Below are 15173 nucleotides of genomic sequence, written 5' to 3'. Positions count from 1 at the left end.
GCGATGTCTGACGCCTCCTTCCGCTACATCACCCTCGTTGCCAGTCTTCCGTATCTGGGGCCGCTTTTTTCGAGCGCACATCTTCCCATGTCGCGCTACCGGCTGGAGCAAAGGCTTTCGATGCTGGAGGCGGCGGATCGGCAGCGTCTCGAGCGGCTCACGCATGTGGTGTCGTGGCCAGGGGTCGCCGGGTGCAGCGCGGACGCCGAGGTGTTCGCGCTTTTCGAAGAGGCGTGCGATGCCGTTCAGCCCTATCCGGCGCTCATGGAGCTTCTGCGGGAACGGCTGGAATCGCGGATGCTCGTTGCCGCGCTTCGTTTGCGACGGGACGGCGGCGGAGATCCCGCACCTGTCGCGACATGGGGACGCGGCAGCGTCGCCCGCGCCATTCGTGCCAACTGGAGTGAGCCGACCTTCGGGCTGGGGCGGGCCCGTCCCTGGCTTCGCGATGCCCAGGCCTTGACGGCACGTGGGGACCATATCGGGCTGGAGCGTGCGGTGTTGACGGAGATCTATCGACAGCTCGACCGCATGTCGGCGCATCACCGCTTCGATTTCGAGGCGGTTGCCCTTTATGTCCTGCGCTTTCAGGTGATCGAGCGGTGGCAGCGCTATGACACGGAGCGGGCGCGGAGCAGGCTGGAGACCCTGCTCGGTGAGACACTGGCCGGAGCCGAGCGATCCAGCGTCGGGGCGGAAAGGGGTTTGGCGCAATGACACAGGTTTCGGGACTTCCGGCACCGAGCGCGGAAATCGCGGCGGTCCAGGACGATCTGGTGACGATCGTCCCGACGGGCGACAGCCCCCTCATGAAGAACGAGGTGGTCTACATTATTCCCCACGGCCCGAAGCGCGGCGGCGGGCGCGAGGAATACCTTCGCGCCGAGGTATTGCGCGTGCGCGGGGCGACCGCCGATGCACAGGTGTTCGAGAGCACGCAGGGTGTGAGGATCGGCGACAAGGTGATCCAGACCGGCGAAATGCTCTCCGTCACGCTGGCGCCGGGGCTGCTTGGCGGGGTCTTCGACGGATTGCAGACGCCGCTTGCCGATGTCGCCTCCGATCATGGCTTTTTCCTGCCGCGCGGCATCGTCATTCCCGCGCTCGACACTCGCCGCAAATGGGCATTCTCGCCGTCCGTTCGGTCGGGGGACACGGTGCGCGCCGGAGACGTTCTGGGAACCGTTCCGGAAGGGCGGTTCGCGCACAAGGTCATGGTTCCGTTCGCGCTGCGCGGCGGTCTCGCCGTGGAGCGCATTCGCGAAGGGGCGCATACGATCGACGAGGTGATTGCCACCCTACGGGACGAAAGCGGGCGCTTGCACGAACTCACCATGTCGCAACGCTGGCCGGTGCGCCGTCCGATCCCGGAAACGCTGAAGCGCGCCGGGCGCGGCGAGCGGCTGTATCCGCGAGACCCGCTCGTGACCACCATCCGCTTGATCGATACGTTTTTTCCGATTGCCCGCGGCGGAACCGGGTGCATTCCCGGCCCCTTCGGCGCCGGCAAAACCGTGCTCCAGTCGCTGATCTCCCGGTTTTCCGACGTCGATGTGGTGATCGTGGTGGCCTGCGGCGAACGTGCCGGCGAGGTGGTGGAGACGATCACCGAGTTTCCCAACCAGCCGGATCCGTCCGGCGACGGTACGCTGATGGAGCGCACGGTGCTGGTGTGCAACACCTCGTCCATGCCGGTCGCCGCGCGGGAAGCCTCGATCTACACCGGCATCACGCTTGGCGAATACTATCGTCAGATGGGTCTGGACGTTCTCCTGATCGCCGATTCCACCTCGCGCTGGGCGCAGGCAATGCGCGAGACCTCCGGACGGCTTGAGGAAATCCCCGGCGAGGAGGCGTTTCCGGCCTATCTCGATTCCGCGATCCGCGGCGTCTACGAGCGGGCAGGCGTCATGCGCACGCCGGACGGCTCGGTCGGAAGCCTGACGGTGATGGGAACCGTGTCGCCGGCGGGCGGAAACTTCGAGGAACCGGTGACCCAGTCGACGCTTGGTACCGTGAAGGCGTTTCTGGGACTGTCCTACGACCGCGCCTACAAGCGGTTCTATCCGGCGGTCGATCCGCTGATTTCCTGGTCACGGTATCGCACGCAGCTTGCCGACTGGTTTGCGCGCGAGCTCGGGCCTGACTGGGCGGGGCAGGTCGATGCGGTGATTTCCCTGTTGCACAAGGGAGACGAGATCGCGCGCATGATGCAGGTGACGGGCGAGGACGGCGTGACGATCGACGATTTCGTCACGCAGCAAAAGGCGCTTTTCGTCGACATGGTCTATCTGCAACAGGATGCTTTCGACGATGTCGACATGTCGGCGCCACTGGCACGGCAACGCGAGACATTCAATCTGGTCTTCAGCGCGGTCAGCCATTCTTTCTCCTTCGATGACAAGGAGGCGGCGCGCACCTTTTTCATTCAGCTGACAGGGCTGTTCCGGAACCTGAACTACACCGCGGCGAAGAGCCCGCGGCGCCCGGAACTTCTGGCGGATATCGCAGCGTCGCTTGCCGCGGCCCCCAAACACCGTGCGGGCGCTTGACGGACGGCCCGTCGCTTACAGCCAACGACGGACCCTTGCACGATAGTCGCGATAGAGGTCGCCGAAGAGATCCTCCGCGATGCGTTCCTCTCGCGGGATGTACCAAAGGCTTGCGACCGCGAAGAAGATCAGCGGTCCGGCGAAGGCGAGCGGCGTGTTGAGAAGCAGCGCCGCGCCCAAAAGCGTCAGCACGAAGCCGAGATACATCGGGTTGCGACTGAACGCGAAAACCCCGGTGGTGATGAGCTGGTCCGGATCGCGGAAGGCGTGGAGATTGGTGCGGGCCTTGATGAATTGCCCGGCGGCGATGCCCTGAAGCGCAAGGCCTGCGGCGATTGCAACCCATCCCGATACCTGTGCGGCGGCGTCGGCCAGGACATAGCCGGGCGTTGCCACGCGTATGCCCACCATCGAAAGCAGCAAAATCAGCCAGAGGACGGGCGGGATCAGCAGGTGCGTCATTGCGAAAGGGCCCTTTCGGCAGAGACGTCCGTGAAAGTCCGGGCGCGACCGCGGCCGCGCCCGGAAAGACCGAAGGGTCAGGCTATCATCTTTCCTCGGTGAGGAGACCCTTGAAGATCGCCCAGCACATCAACAGCAGCACGAGCGTAAAGGGCAGGCCGGTGGAAATCACCATCGCCTGAAGCGAGCCGAGCCCGCCGCCGATCAGCAGCACGATGGCCACCAGCCCCTCGAAGGTGCACCAGAACACGCGCTGGGGCACCGGAGCATCCACCTTGCCGCCGGCGGTGATCGTGTCGATAACGAGCGAGCCGGAGTCGGAGGAGGTCACGAAGAACACGATGACGAGCACGATGCCGATTGTCGACGTGATCGCGGCGAGCGGCAGGCCTTCGAGCATCGCGAAAAGCGAAAGCTCGGGGCGATAGGCGTCGATCACATTCGCCTTCACCGCGCTGGTCAGCGGGTCCGAAAGAACCTGATCGATGGCGACGCCGCCGAAAACGGCCATCCAAAGCACACAGACGAGCGAGGGGATGATCAGCACGCAGGTGAGGAACTCGCGCACGGTGCGGCCGCGGCTGACGCGTGCGATGAACATTCCAACGAACGGGGACCAGCTGATCCACCAGGCCCAGTAGAAGGCCGTCCAGCCCTGCCGATAACCGTCATCCTCGCGTCCGACCGGGTTGGAAAGCGCCACGAGATCGGTGGCATAGGCCGTCAGGCCGCTCAGGAAGTCGGAGAAGATCGCTGCCGTCGGTCCGGCGATAAGCACGAAGAGAAGCAGAAGGGACGCAATGCCCATGTTGATTTCCGACAGCACCTTGACGCCGCCATCGAGGCCGCGAAGCACCGAAATCAGCGCAACTGCGGTGATGCCGATGATCAGGACCACCTGAACGGTGACCGTGTTCGGAACACCATAGACATACTCAAGACCGGCATTCGCCTGCTGGGCGCCGAGACCGAGTGAGGTGGCCAGCCCGAACAGCGTTGCGAAGACCGCGAGAATATCGATGACATGGCCGGTCCAGCCCCACACGCGTTCTCCGAAGATCGGATAGAAGGCGGAGCGGATCGACAGCGGCAGGCCCTTGTTGAAGCTGAACAGCGCCAGAGCGAGCGCGACGACGGCATAGATCGCCCAGGGATGCAGGCCCCAGTGGTAAATCGTGGCGGCGAGGCCCATCTTCTTGGCCGCGTCGACATTCTCGGCGATGATCGATCCGTCCTCGGCGATCGGCGATGCAACGCCGAGCGGCTCGGAAATCGCCATGTGGTAGACCGGCTCAAGCACACCGAAGAACATCAGCCCGATGCCCATGCCGGCGGCAAAGAGCATCGCGAACCAGCCGATATAGCTGTAGTCGGGCGAGGCTTCCTTTCCTCCGAGCCGGACACTGCCCCAGGGGCTGAAGATCAGCACCAGGCAGAAGATCACGAAGACGTTGGCGGCGCTCAGGAAGAACCAGTCGAACGTGCTGGTAAGGGTGGGGCGTAGCCAGCCGAAGAAGCTGCCGGCCTGTTCCGGGGCCAACAGCGCATAGATGACGAAGGCGATGACCGACAGCCCGGAGACAAGAAAGACCGGATTGTGGATGTCGAAGCCGAACGGTCCGACGTTGCCCTCGAGATTGTCCTGGCCGATCTCGAACTCGGTATCGATGATGTCGGACGCGCCTTCGGGATCCGGGATCCCTGTGCTGCCTTGATCTGTCATTGTTTGTCCCTGTTTGATTTGTGCGGATGCCGTTGCCGCTGAACTGTTGGTACCGGCTCAGCCCTCGCGCACGACGAAGACGGAGGCTTTCGACCTGCCGGCCACGGTGCCGCCGTTGGACGGCCAGAGGTAGTCCGCGACATTCGGCACATGCGATGCCATGACCACGAGGTCGGCCCCGACGTCATCGATTGCCTTGAGGAGCGCCGGGTCGAGATCGATGCTCGGATCGTGGGCCACGACCATGTGGCTCGAAGCTTCGATGCCGTTCGCCGCGCCCTGTTCCTTGGCAAAGGACTCGAGCTTGCCGGCGTACTCCTTCGGCGTATGCGCGACCGAGCCCGGCGTCTCCGTGGTCACACCAACATAGCAAACTGGAACTTGATAATGGCGCGCGAGGTCGGCAGCCGTTTTCAGTGCTTTCGCCAGCTTTCCGGCATGCGCCAGATCGACCGGAACAATAATTTTCTTGTACATCCTGGTGTCTCGCACCTCCGTGTTTGGATTTTATTTTAATTAAACGCCCGATTTACGTCTCTCGACTTTCTCCGGGCGTCGTCGCGTTGTCAAAATCCGACTCTCTCCCTGCGGCGGGGCGCAAGGCAAGAGGGGGTGTCGTCATTCCGGGACAAGCAGGCAAACGATGCGCCAAGGCGGCAGAATACGTCGTCGAACCACCGGTGCGTGGAGCTGCTGGACCGGCATCGGTTGTGTCATCCACCCCAAGCGGCCCTGCGGCGCTTTTTGCACTCTCGACGCCGGCAACCTTGTTCGCATGACGATCGGCCCCAGCCCCTCGCTGTGCGAAACCGCGCTGAAACTGGCATATTCATGGCAGCAGCGCAAACCGCTGCGCAAAACATGTGCATATCGTCTCGATGCCTGGATGGATACGAACCCGCGACCGGACCGCAGGTGTGGTCAGGTGGAACCTTCCTTTCAACACGGACAATCACGGGAAAACGAAGGGACTCGGGAAGAATGAGCCGCGCAATACGCCCGGTCCCGAAAGGCCGGGACCGGGCGCCGCTGCACCTTTGTGCGAATGTGATCGAAAACCGGTGCGGACGGTTCCTGTGCTGAGCGGTGTCTGAATTGCCCGTTGGAAGTCTTTGTCGTAAAAGCGGAAAGCCTTCCCGGCGCTTCGCGGCGTTGCCGGAGGTTCCCGCAATGCCGTTTTGCCCGCAACCTGGAAGGATACCGCTTGTCCACTGACGCAAAGCTTGCCGATACCGCCTGGCCGCGTGCGATGCTCTTCGATCTCGATGGCACCCTTGTCGACAGCGTTCCCGACATTGCCGACGCCATCAACACGGTGCTCGTCGCGGAGGGATTTCCCGCGCTTGAGATCGCGGATGTGCGCAAGATGATCGGCAATGGGATCCAGAAGCTGGTCGAACGTGCCTTTGCTGCATCTGGCAAGCCGCTGGCGGGGGACGAACTGGCCAGGATGACCGACCGCATGATGGAGGTCTATGCCAAGGGCCTCACCGTTGCGACGGTGCTTATGCCCGGCGCCGCGGCGGCTGCCGCGTGGCTTCATCAACGCGGGCATCGCCTTGCCGTCGTCACCAACAAGCCGGAAGCCTTTTCGCGCGAGATCGTGGAACACTTCGGCCTGGACAAGATGTTCACGGTGGTGGTCGGGGGCGACACTTGCGCCACCCGCAAGCCAGATCCGCAGATGCTGTTTCACGCCTGCCGCGAGCTCGGCGTCGCGCCGGAAGACGCCATCCTGGTCGGTGACAGTCCGGCCGATGTCAATGCCGCGCTGGCGGGCGGCTTTCCCAGCATCGCGGTCCGGGGCGGCTATACCAATATCGCCGTGGAGGAACTGGGCGCGGATTGTGTGATCGACAGTCTCGACGACCTCGGGGAGGCGCTCACGCGGCTTCCCGCGCGCCTGCGTTCGGCCTGACACACCTCGCCGGTCCGCTTGCCCGCAGTTGCATCGGGCGGGGCCGTGTGGCTCTATCGGTGGGCAGTCGGTGGCCGGCTGTCCGCATTTGCCCGCGACCATCGACGGAGCCTGGATGCCAGCAATTGCATTGATAGGTCTTTACCTTGCGGTCGCGTTTGCGCCGCTCGGTCTTGCGGTTGCAAGCGCTCGTCCTCCCCGTCCGATCCTCGATGAACTTGCCACCGGCGCCGCTCTCGTCGCATTTGCGATCCTGCTTGCGGAATTCCTGCTGTCGGGCAGATTTCGTGCGATTTCGGGGCGGGTCGGCATGGACGTGACGATGCGGTTTCATCAGTTGCTGGCGCGCACGGCGCTGGCGCTCGCGATGGTCCATCCCTTTCTCTACACGTTGCCTTTCAACCGGCCGCTGCCTTACGACCCGACGCGGCAACTGACCCTCACCTTCGAGGGCGAGGGGCTCGTCACCGGTGTCCTGGCCTTTCTCCTGCTGCCGTCACTTGTGATCCTGTCCATCGGCCGGGACAAGCTGCCGTTTCGCTATGAAACCTGGCGGTTCATGCATGGGATCGGCGCGCTTGCCGTCGCCGGTCTGGTCTATCTGCATGCGGTGGAGGCAGGCCGCTACAGTCAGGACTGGATGTTGCGCGGTTTTTGGAGCGGATTGCTCGGTCTCGCCGTCCTGTCGTTGCTCGTTGTTTATGTCTTCAAACCGCTGCTGCAATTGCGACGCGGATGGCATGTGAGCGGTGTGCGGCAGGTGGCGGAGCGCACATGGGAACTGACGATCGCGCCCGATGGCCACGATGGCCTGACTTATCGCGCGGGGCAGTTCGCGTGGATCAATATCGGTCATAGTCCGTTTTCGCTCGATGAAAACCCGTTTTCAATCTGTTCGTCGCCTGCGGAGGGACGCGAGCTCCGGTTTCTGATCAAGGAATTGGGAGATTTTACAGGCAGTCTGTCGCGGATTCGCCCGGGCACGCAGGCCCATCTGGATGGGCCGCACGGACATTTGACGCTGCAGGGCCGCTCCGCTCCGGGCATCGCGTTCATCGCGGGTGGTGTCGGGATCGCGCCGATGCTGTCTCTGCTCGGCCAGCTTGCTCATGACGGAGACCCGCGACCCACCGTGCTTGTTTACGGCAATCGCGCCGCCGATCAGATCGCCCTTGGCGATGAACTGGCCAGGTTGCGGCGGGTCCACAAGACGCAGGTCGTGCAGGTGTTGAGCGGTCCGCCGCCGGACTGGAGCGGCGAGGTGGGCATCATCGATGCCGCGCGCATCCGGGCGCTTTTCGGGGAAGAACAGTATCGCGACTGGCTCTTCGTCCTCTGCGGCCCGCCGGCGATGATGGAAACGGTCGAGGAAACCTTGCTCGAGATCGGCGTTTCCTCCCGGACGATCCTGGCCGAGAGGTTCCGCTATGATTGACGGGCCGCGCAAACACGGAACCAGGGTACGCGGCCTGATCGTATTCTGGGCGCTGAACGGACTTGTCGTTTTCGCACTTCTGGCTTTTGCGGTGCGCTAGGGACTGCATTCAGTCCGTCCGTTCTCGACCGGTTGCGCACGATCCTCTCGACCGAAGGCCGGCGGCACGTCGTCTGAACCGGACGTGGTCTCCCGAGGGATGCGAGCCTTGTCGGCAGGAAATCGCTCTCCCGCCGACAAGGCCCTTTCGGCTCTCGTCCCGGCTCACGCCGCGCCGGCTTCGGGGGCGTCTCCAAATCCCGCGATCACGATCTTGCCGCGGGCCGCCCCCGTCTCGACAAGGCGGTGCGCCTCGCGGATCGTCTCGGCATTGATCGGGCCGAGCACCGTGTCGAGCGTGGTGCGCAGCCGCCCGGCGTCGATTTCCCCGGCAACGAATGTCAGAAGCTTGTGCTGCTCGATCATGTCCGGTGTCTGGAACATGGCGCGTGTGAACATCAGCTCCCAGTGCAGGCTTGCCGCCTTCGTCTTCATCAGCTCCATCGGCATCGGGTGGTGCGTGTCGTCGATGGTCACGATTCCGCCTTGCGGGCGGATCAGTTCGACCGCCTCCGCCCAATGGCGCATGTCGTTGAAGATCGCGATATGGTCGACATGCTCAAAGCCCAGGGCGCGCACCTGCGGCACCATTGGGTCGCGGTGGTTCACCACGTGGTCGGCGCCTAGGTCCTTGACCCATGCGGTGGTCTCGGGCCGCGACGCGGTTGCGATCACCGTCAGGCCGGCGCGTTTGGCAAGCTGGATGGCGATGGAGCCGACACCGCCGGCGCCGCCGATGATCAGGACGCTCTGACCGGCGTTGCCGCCGTCCCGGTCGATCCTCAGCCGCGTGAAGAAGCATTCATAGGCGGTGATGGTGGTCAGGGGCAGGGCGGCAGCCTGGGCGTGGGAAAGCGTCTCCGGCTTGTGGCCGACGATGCGCTCGTCGACCAGCTGGTACTCCTGGTTGGATCCCTGGCGGGTGATGTCGCCCGCGTAGTAGACGGCGTCGCCCGGTTTGAAGAGGGTCGCCTCCGGTCCCACGGCCACGACCGTTCCGCTGGCATCCCAGCCAAGCACCCTGGGGTGTTCCTCGACCTTGTCCTTGGGCGCGCGCACCTTGGTGTCGACGGGGTTGACCGCGACCGCCGCGACCTGGACCAGGATGTCCCGCCCCTTTGCAACAGGTCTTTCGAGCGTGACGTCGATGAAGGCATTCGGGTCACTGACAGGAAGATATCGTGTGAGGGCAACGGCTTTCATGAATGGGATCCTTCCCGGTTGAATTCGATGGTGACGAACACAAGCTCGGCGGAGCCGGTGTTTGTAAGATCGTGGACGAAGGCCGTCTCCGGCGAGAGTTGCGAATGGTGGGTGGTGTCGCCGGCGCGATAGCTCACCTTGGTGACCGTGCCGTCATCGCGCCGTGCGCGCGCCTTGCCATCGCTCAACACGGTCCAGATGTAGGGGCGGTCGTGGCGGTGCGCCGGGAGCGTTTCCCCCGGCTGCAGGCGAATATGCCAGAGGGAAAATCCCGCGGTGGCGTGCACGCGCCTTGTGCCGATCCGGTCGTTTGTCCGGCCCCGTTCAACCTCTGCCGGAGTCAACTGGTGCGGCCCGCTCATGCCGGGCTCAGCGCGGGGTAGTCGGAGTACCCGCGCGTACCTCCGCCGAAGAGCGTTGCCGGATCGAAAGCGGCAAGCGGTGCGTGGCGGCGCAACCGGTCGGGCAGGTCGGGATTGGCAACGAAGGGACGTCCGAAGGCCACGAGGTCGGCAAGCCCCTCCGCGAGGATGCGCTCCGCCCGTGCCTTGTCGTATTTCCCCGCGACGATCAAAGTCCCCGAGTAGGTTGCGCGCAGGTCTTCGCGAAACCTTTCGGGAATGACGGGCGCATCGTCCCAGTCGGCTTCCGACAGATGAATATAGGCAAGGCCGATCCGCTCGATTTCCCTTGCCGCCCGCAAGATGGTCGGGATGATTTCCGCGTCTTCCATGTTGCGCTGGGTTATGTAGGGCGACAGCCGGATGCCGGTTCGTCCCGCACCGATTTCGCCGGCGACCGCTTCCGCGACCTCGACCAGAAACCGGATCCTGTTTTCCTGAGGCCCGCCATAGCGGTCCGTGCGCAGGTTGGAGGAGCGGCGCAGAAACTGGTCGACCAGATAGCCGTTCGCCCCATGGATTTCGACGCCGTCGAAGCCCGCCTCCGCGGCATTGGCGGCCGCTTGCCGGAACTGGTCGACAATCCCGGGGATTTCATCGGTTTCCAGTGCCCTGGGGAGAGGCGAGGGCAACATCTTGCCCTCGCCGGTTTCAGGGTCGGCAACCCAGACCGAGGCATCCGGGGACAATGCGGATGGCGCGACCGGAAGGCCGTCCGCATGAAAGCTCTCGTGGCTCATTCGCCCCACATGCCAGAGCTGCAGGAACATGCGTCCGCCGGCGGCGTGAACCGCGTCCGTGACCTTGCGCCAGCCGGCGATCTGCGCGCGTGAGTGGATGCCGGGGGTAAAAGAGTAGCCCTGTCCCTGCGGGCTGACCTGCGTGGCTTCGGAGACGATCAGGCCGGCACTGGCGCGTTGGGAGTAATACTCGGCCATCATTGCATTCGGAACATTGCCGGGCTGATCCGTCCGCGCCCGCGTCATCGGCGCCATCACGATGCGGTTTGGAAGGGCAAGTGCTCCCAGAGTGAGTGCATTGAAAATCATGGTCATGGCAGGCGGTCCTTGATGAAGTGCGGGCTCCCGGAGGCCGAGGCGGACATCGCCCGGGAGAACGTGGGCTTCTCGCGACGGCAGGCGTTGTGAGAAGCGGTTGTTTCGCCAACATGCCTTGTTTGCTAAGAAGAGATAATCCGCTCAAAATCAAAATGACAATTTGGGAATTACGGATAATGAACCTCGACAACCTCGCGCTGTTTCTCAAGATTGTGGAAAAGGGCGGCCTTGCCGCCGCGGGACGCGAGGTCGGCTTGTCGCCCACGAGCGTTTCGCAACGGCTGGCTGCGCTGGAGACGCATTTCGGCGCAACGCTGCTCAACCGGACAACGCGCTCGGTGAGCCTGACCGAGGAGGGACGGGTGCTCGCGGAAGGTGCCGGCCGGCTGATCGCGGAGGCGAGCGATCTCGACGCACGGGTTCGCCTCGGCATGGAGCAGGTCAGCGGACCGGTCCGCCTGAGCGTCCCGGTCGATCTCGGACGGAGCCGGATTGCGCCGTTGATCGACACGTTCCTGGGAGAGCACCCGCATGTGAGCGTCGATCTGGAGCTGTCGGACGGCTACAGCGACCTGCCCCGCCACGGGATCGATCTGGCGATCCGCTATGGCGCTCTGGCCGACAGCGGACTGCGGGTGCGGAAACTCGCGGACAACAGGCGGCTGGTGTGCGCCTCTCCGGCTTATTTGGCACGCCACGGGGCCCCCGCAGATCCCGGCGCGCTGATCGATCACAACTGCATCCTGATGCGGTTCGGGCAGGCGCTGGACAATCACTGGCGGTTCCGGATCGACGGTCGTGCGGTTTCCGTCGTGGTATCGGGGAACCGGATCGCCAATGACGGCGGGTTGGTGCGCGAGTGGTGCCGGGCCGGTCACGGCATTGCCCTGAAAGCCCATTGCGACGTGCGAGACGATCTTCAATCGGGGGCGTTGGTGGCGCTCTTCGAAGCGCATCTGGGCGAGGAAGCGCGGCTTCAGGTCGTCTATCCGGGCGGAAAGGCGGTTCCGCGCCGGGTCCGCCTGCTCATCGACCATCTGGTCGCCGGGTTTGCGTCCTGACCCGGGCGGTTTCGTCTCGTCTCTCGCCGAGGGGCGCCTTCTGATCGTTTGTGGACTCCGGATCAGCCGTGCGAATGTGCCACGCCCGCCTCCAGGATGTCGTAGCCGGCACAGGCGGCGGTGTTGATCACATGGTCGGTCATGGCGCGACGCGCGCCAATGGAATCGCCGCGGGCAAGGGCATCGATCAGCCGCCGGTGTTCGCTCACGGAGGCTTCCATGCGCTTGGGGTCGGTGATCGGGATCGGCTGGCGCTGGGTTTCCGTGACCTGGTCCCGCACCTGGCCGTAGAGCTCGCTCAGCATCTTGTTGCCGCAGGCCCGAGCAATGATCGCGTGGAACTTCAGGTCCGCCTCGACATTCGCCAGATAGTCGCGCGCCGCCCAGGAGCGTTCCATGTCGTCGGTGAGATCCGTCAGCGCCTGAATGTCGTCGTCCACGACGCGACCGGCCGCGCGGGCGGCGATCTCGCCTTCGAGCATAAGCCGCGTTTCGAAAACCTCCTTGAGCGCGTAGCTGTGGGAGTACCGCCATTCGGCCATCGTCCTGGCCGACGCCGGCGAGGTTCCGACGACGAAGGTGCCGCGACCGGCCTCCGTCTTGACGAGGCCGATCGTCTCCAGCGTCATCAGCGCCTCGCGCAGGGACGCGCGGCTCACCCCGAATTTCTCGGACAGCTCGCGCTGGGAGGGGATTTTCTCCCCGGTCTTCAGTTCGCCGTCCAGAATCATCGTCTGGAGCTTTCGGGCCACACCCTGTGGCACCGGGATCCGCGTGAACATCCGCAGTTTCGCCTTTTTGTCCTTATGCGCGCATGTGCGCCGAACGCGGCACGCGCTGCGTGCCTGTCGGTGCGGCTCAACATTCCACCTTGCACTCTTCGCTGCAAAGCGGTTATTTGGTCTAACTGGTCAGACCAGTTAGACCAAATCAAAAACACGCGCCACCAGGGGACTTCACATGAAAATCCGTTCATTGCTCAAATCCGCCGCCTTTGCCGGCTTCATGACCGTCGCTGCCGGCAGCGCGCCGGTCCTTGCCGCCGATCTGACCGTCGGCGCCAACATCGGCAACGTGCCGTGGGAATTCCAGGATGAAACCGGCAAGACCGTCGGCTTCGAGATCGATCTGATCAACGAGGTTGCCGGCCGTCTCGACAAGACCGTCGCCTTCGAGAACATCCCCTTTAACGGCCTGTTCTCCGCCGTCCAGTCCGGCCGGATCGACATCGCCGTCTCCTCGATCACCATCACCGACAAGCGTCTGGAATCGGTGACCTTCGCGCAGCCCTATTACGACAGCGACCAGTCGCTGACCGCGACGACCGCCAGCGGCCTCAAGTCGCTCGACGACATGAAGGGCAAGGCGATCGGCGTCGACACCGGGTCGACCGGCGACATGTGGGCGACCGAGAACATCGACACATACGGCTTCTCCGAAATCCGCCGCTACGAGGGTCTGGCACCCGCGATGCTCGACCTCGCGGCAGGGCGCATCGACGGCTACATCAGCGATATTCCGGCCCTTCTCTATTACACCAAGGACAAGCCGAACCTCGCCGTGATCCAACGCATCGAGACGGGCGAGAAGTATTCGATGATGTTCGCCAAGGACGCACCGCTTGCAACCGAGGTCAATGGGGTGCTCACCACCCTCAAGGAAGAGGGCGTGATCGCCAAGCTGCACGAGAAGTGGTTCGGCGCAACGCCGGAAGACACCACCTCGACCGTGAAGGTTCTCGACATGCCGAGCCTGAAATAAGCATTCCGGCAGGGCGCGGGGTGCGGTTTCCATCGCTCCCCGCGTCTTTCTTTCAGGCCCCGCACCTTCGGACGCTCCATGGACCTGCTCGATACCTTCTTTAACGTTCCGATCCTGATCCGCACCTTTCCGATGCTGATGTCGGGCTTGTGGATCACGATCCAGATCGGCGCCACCAGCATCATCGCCGGCCTCGTGCTCGGCCTGTTTCTCTCGCTGATCCGCCTCTACGCCGCCAAGCCGCTTGTCTTCATCGCCCGGATCTACATCGACATCTTCCGCTCGATCCCTCTGCTCGTCCTGCTTATCGTCGTCTATTACGCGCTGCCCTTCGTTGGCATCCGGTTGTCGCCGTTCTTCTCCGCCGTCGTGGCGCTGACACTTGTGTCCGGCGCCTATACCGCGGAGATTTTCCGTGCCGGCATCGAGGCGATCCCGTCGGGTCAGTTCGAGGCCTCGCGCGCATTGGGCTTGAGCTACCGGCACATGATGGTCGATGTCGTCCTGCCGCAGGCGGTCAAGATCGTGATCCCGCCACTGACCAACAACTGCATCAACGTCATGAAGGACACGGCACTTGCCTCCGTCGTCGCCATGCCGGATCTCTTGAAACAGGCGACGCAGGCGCAGGCGCTCGCCGCCAATCCCAGCCCGCTGATCGGGGCAGCCCTGATCTATCTGGCATTCCTGTGGCCGCTGGTGGCACTGGTGTCCCGCTTCGAACGTCACATGGGACAAAGGGGAGCACGCTGATGTCGTCCTTCATCGAGATCCGCAATCTCAACAAGCACTATGGCGCCTTCGCAGCGCTCACCGACATCGACCTCGACATCGCCGAGGGCGAGGTGGTCTGCGTCATCGGTCCGTCGGGTTCCGGCAAATCGACGCTGATCCGCTGCATCAACCTGCTGGAGAGCTTTTCGAAAGAGAGCACCATCCTCGTCGACAAGATCCCGGTGGAGCCGGGCAAGCATCTGGCCCAGGTGCGCGCCGAGGTCGGCATGGTGTTCCAGTCCTTCAACCTGTTTCCGCATATGACGGTTCTTCGCAACATCATGCTGGCGCCGCTGCGGGTTCGCGGGCTGTCCGAGGCAAAGGCGGAAAAGAAGGCGCGCGAGTTGCTCGACCGCGTCGGCATTGGCGAACAGGCCGAGAAATACCCGGGCCAGCTCTCCGGCGGACAGCAGCAGCGCGTTGCCATCGCCCGGGCGCTTGCGATGGAGCCGCGCGTGCTGCTCTTCGACGAGCCGACCTCCGCACTCGACCCCGAGATGGTCGGCGAGGTGCTCGACGTCATGCGCGATCTCGCGGGAACCGGCGTGACCATGATCGTCGTGACCCACGAGATGGGCTTTGCCCGCCAGGTTGCCGACCGGGTGATCTTCATGAACGGCGGCAAGATCGTGGAAACCGGCAAGCCGGAAGTCATCTTCGACGCGCCGAAGGAACCTCGGACCCGTGACTTTCTCAGCGCGGTCCTCAATCATTGATCTCACATAC

At 63.7% G+C, this 15173-nt stretch carries 15 protein-coding genes; 8 read left to right on the top strand and 7 right to left on the bottom strand.

Going from position 1 to position 15173, the window contains the following annotated elements; all coding sequences use genetic code 11:
• Window positions 1–3 precede the first annotated feature (3 nt).
• Together G572_RS24565 and G572_RS0117785 are read left to right on the top strand one after the other, a co-directional pair.
• Window positions 4–717: a DUF2764 family protein gene (locus tag G572_RS24565; RefSeq protein WP_051242697.1), complete on the top strand. Its 714-nt coding sequence runs from the start codon at window positions 4–6 to the stop codon at window positions 715–717.
• Entirely contained in the window at window positions 714–2552 is a 1839-nt protein-coding gene (locus G572_RS0117785; RefSeq protein WP_029059627.1) for a V-type ATP synthase subunit A, read from the top strand. The genes G572_RS24565 and G572_RS0117785 overlap by 4 nt, the downstream gene beginning before the upstream one ends.
• Window positions 2553–2567: 15 nt before the next feature.
• On the opposite strand, the gene G572_RS0117780 is transcribed toward G572_RS0117785, so the two are convergent.
• The 3 genes from G572_RS0117780 to G572_RS0117770 all read right to left on the bottom strand — a co-directional run bounded on the left by G572_RS0117780 (window position 2568) and on the right by G572_RS0117770 (window position 5214).
• On the bottom strand, window positions 2568–3014 hold the full coding sequence (locus G572_RS0117780; protein ID WP_029059626.1) for a methyltransferase family protein: 447 nt from the start codon (window positions 3012–3014) through the stop codon (window positions 2568–2570).
• An 85-nt stretch (window positions 3015–3099) separates the two neighbouring features.
• Entirely contained in the window at window positions 3100–4737 is a 1638-nt protein-coding gene (locus tag G572_RS0117775; RefSeq protein WP_029059625.1) for a BCCT family transporter, read from the bottom strand.
• Between the two features lie 57 nt (window positions 4738–4794).
• Window positions 4795–5214, bottom strand: a complete 420-nt coding sequence (locus G572_RS0117770; protein ID WP_029059624.1) for a universal stress protein — start codon at window positions 5212–5214, stop codon at window positions 4795–4797.
• A 727-nt stretch (window positions 5215–5941) separates the two neighbouring features.
• Between G572_RS0117770 and gph the strand changes: the two genes are divergently transcribed.
• Window positions 5942–6655, top strand: coding sequence for a phosphoglycolate phosphatase (gene gph / locus G572_RS0117765; RefSeq protein WP_029059623.1), 714 nt, complete (start codon window positions 5942–5944; stop codon window positions 6653–6655).
• A gap of 115 nt (window positions 6656–6770) precedes the next feature.
• Window positions 6771–8090, top strand: coding sequence for a ferredoxin reductase family protein (locus G572_RS0117760; RefSeq protein WP_037547403.1), 1320 nt, complete (start codon window positions 6771–6773; stop codon window positions 8088–8090).
• A 264-nt stretch (window positions 8091–8354) separates the two neighbouring features.
• Here G572_RS0117760 and G572_RS0117750 read toward each other — a convergent pair whose 3' ends face one another.
• The 3 genes from G572_RS0117750 to G572_RS0117740 are packed head-to-tail and all read right to left on the bottom strand — an operon-like array spanning window position 8355 to window position 10848.
• On the bottom strand, window positions 8355–9392 hold the full coding sequence (locus G572_RS0117750) for a zinc-binding alcohol dehydrogenase family protein (protein ID WP_029059621.1): 1038 nt from the start codon (window positions 9390–9392) through the stop codon (window positions 8355–8357).
• Window positions 9389–9754: a cupin domain-containing protein gene (locus G572_RS0117745; RefSeq protein WP_029059620.1), complete on the bottom strand. Its 366-nt coding sequence runs from the start codon at window positions 9752–9754 to the stop codon at window positions 9389–9391. Before G572_RS0117745 ends, G572_RS0117750 begins: the two co-directional genes overlap by 4 nt.
• On the bottom strand, window positions 9751–10848 hold the full coding sequence (locus G572_RS0117740; protein WP_029059619.1) for an alkene reductase: 1098 nt from the start codon (window positions 10846–10848) through the stop codon (window positions 9751–9753). The genes G572_RS0117745 and G572_RS0117740 overlap by 4 nt, the downstream gene beginning before the upstream one ends.
• A gap of 179 nt (window positions 10849–11027) precedes the next feature.
• Between G572_RS0117740 and G572_RS0117730 the strand changes: the two genes are divergently transcribed.
• Window positions 11028–11912 (top strand): LysR family transcriptional regulator, encoded by an 885-nt coding sequence (locus G572_RS0117730; RefSeq protein ID WP_029059618.1) that lies wholly within the window; start codon window positions 11028–11030, stop codon window positions 11910–11912.
• Between the two features lie 62 nt (window positions 11913–11974).
• Here G572_RS0117730 and G572_RS0117725 read toward each other — a convergent pair whose 3' ends face one another.
• On the bottom strand, window positions 11975–12694 hold the full coding sequence (locus tag G572_RS0117725; RefSeq protein ID WP_029059617.1) for a FadR/GntR family transcriptional regulator: 720 nt from the start codon (window positions 12692–12694) through the stop codon (window positions 11975–11977).
• 178 nt (window positions 12695–12872) lie between these two features.
• Here G572_RS0117725 and G572_RS0117720 point away from each other — a divergent pair, with 178 nt between their 5' ends.
• From G572_RS0117720 to G572_RS0117710, 3 genes are all read left to right on the top strand, one after another.
• Window positions 12873–13673: an ABC transporter substrate-binding protein gene (locus G572_RS0117720; protein ID WP_029059616.1), complete on the top strand. Its 801-nt coding sequence runs from the start codon at window positions 12873–12875 to the stop codon at window positions 13671–13673.
• A 78-nt stretch (window positions 13674–13751) separates the two neighbouring features.
• Window positions 13752–14426, top strand: coding sequence for an amino acid ABC transporter permease (locus tag G572_RS0117715; protein ID WP_029059615.1), 675 nt, complete (start codon window positions 13752–13754; stop codon window positions 14424–14426).
• Window positions 14426–15163, top strand: a complete 738-nt coding sequence (locus G572_RS0117710; protein ID WP_029059614.1) for an amino acid ABC transporter ATP-binding protein — start codon at window positions 14426–14428, stop codon at window positions 15161–15163. The genes G572_RS0117715 and G572_RS0117710 overlap by 1 nt, the downstream gene beginning before the upstream one ends.
• Window positions 15164–15173: the final 10 nt, after the last annotated feature.

This window comes from Stappia stellulata DSM 5886, from assembly GCF_000423705.1.
Lineage (GTDB): Bacteria > Pseudomonadota > Alphaproteobacteria > Rhizobiales > Stappiaceae > Stappia > Stappia stellulata.
This window is presented reverse-complemented; position numbering and strand designations above follow the sequence as displayed.

Coding starts and splice junctions, on each gene's coding strand:
- G572_RS24565 (WP_051242697.1), top strand. CDS start 4: ATGTCTGACGCCTCCTTCCGCTACATCACCCTCGTTGCCAGTCTTCCG.
- G572_RS0117785 (WP_029059627.1), top strand. CDS start 714: ATGACACAGGTTTCGGGACTTCCGGCACCGAGCGCGGAAATCGCGGCG.
- G572_RS0117780 (WP_029059626.1), bottom strand. CDS start 3,014: ATGACGCACCTGCTGATCCCGCCCGTCCTCTGGCTGATTTTGCTGCTT.
- G572_RS0117775 (WP_029059625.1), bottom strand. CDS start 4,737: ATGACAGATCAAGGCAGCACAGGGATCCCGGATCCCGAAGGCGCGTCC.
- G572_RS0117770 (WP_029059624.1), bottom strand. CDS start 5,214: ATGTACAAGAAAATTATTGTTCCGGTCGATCTGGCGCATGCCGGAAAG.
- G572_RS0117760 (WP_037547403.1), top strand. CDS start 6,771: ATGCCAGCAATTGCATTGATAGGTCTTTACCTTGCGGTCGCGTTTGCG.
- G572_RS0117750 (WP_029059621.1), bottom strand. CDS start 9,392: ATGAAAGCCGTTGCCCTCACACGATATCTTCCTGTCAGTGACCCGAAT.
- G572_RS0117745 (WP_029059620.1), bottom strand. CDS start 9,754: ATGAGCGGGCCGCACCAGTTGACTCCGGCAGAGGTTGAACGGGGCCGG.
- G572_RS0117740 (WP_029059619.1), bottom strand. CDS start 10,848: ATGACCATGATTTTCAATGCACTCACTCTGGGAGCACTTGCCCTTCCA.
- G572_RS0117730 (WP_029059618.1), top strand. CDS start 11,028: ATGAACCTCGACAACCTCGCGCTGTTTCTCAAGATTGTGGAAAAGGGC.
- G572_RS0117725 (WP_029059617.1), bottom strand. CDS start 12,694: ATGTTCACGCGGATCCCGGTGCCACAGGGTGTGGCCCGAAAGCTCCAG.
- G572_RS0117720 (WP_029059616.1), top strand. CDS start 12,873: ATGAAAATCCGTTCATTGCTCAAATCCGCCGCCTTTGCCGGCTTCATG.
- G572_RS0117715 (WP_029059615.1), top strand. CDS start 13,752: ATGGACCTGCTCGATACCTTCTTTAACGTTCCGATCCTGATCCGCACC.
- G572_RS0117710 (WP_029059614.1), top strand. CDS start 14,426: ATGTCGTCCTTCATCGAGATCCGCAATCTCAACAAGCACTATGGCGCC.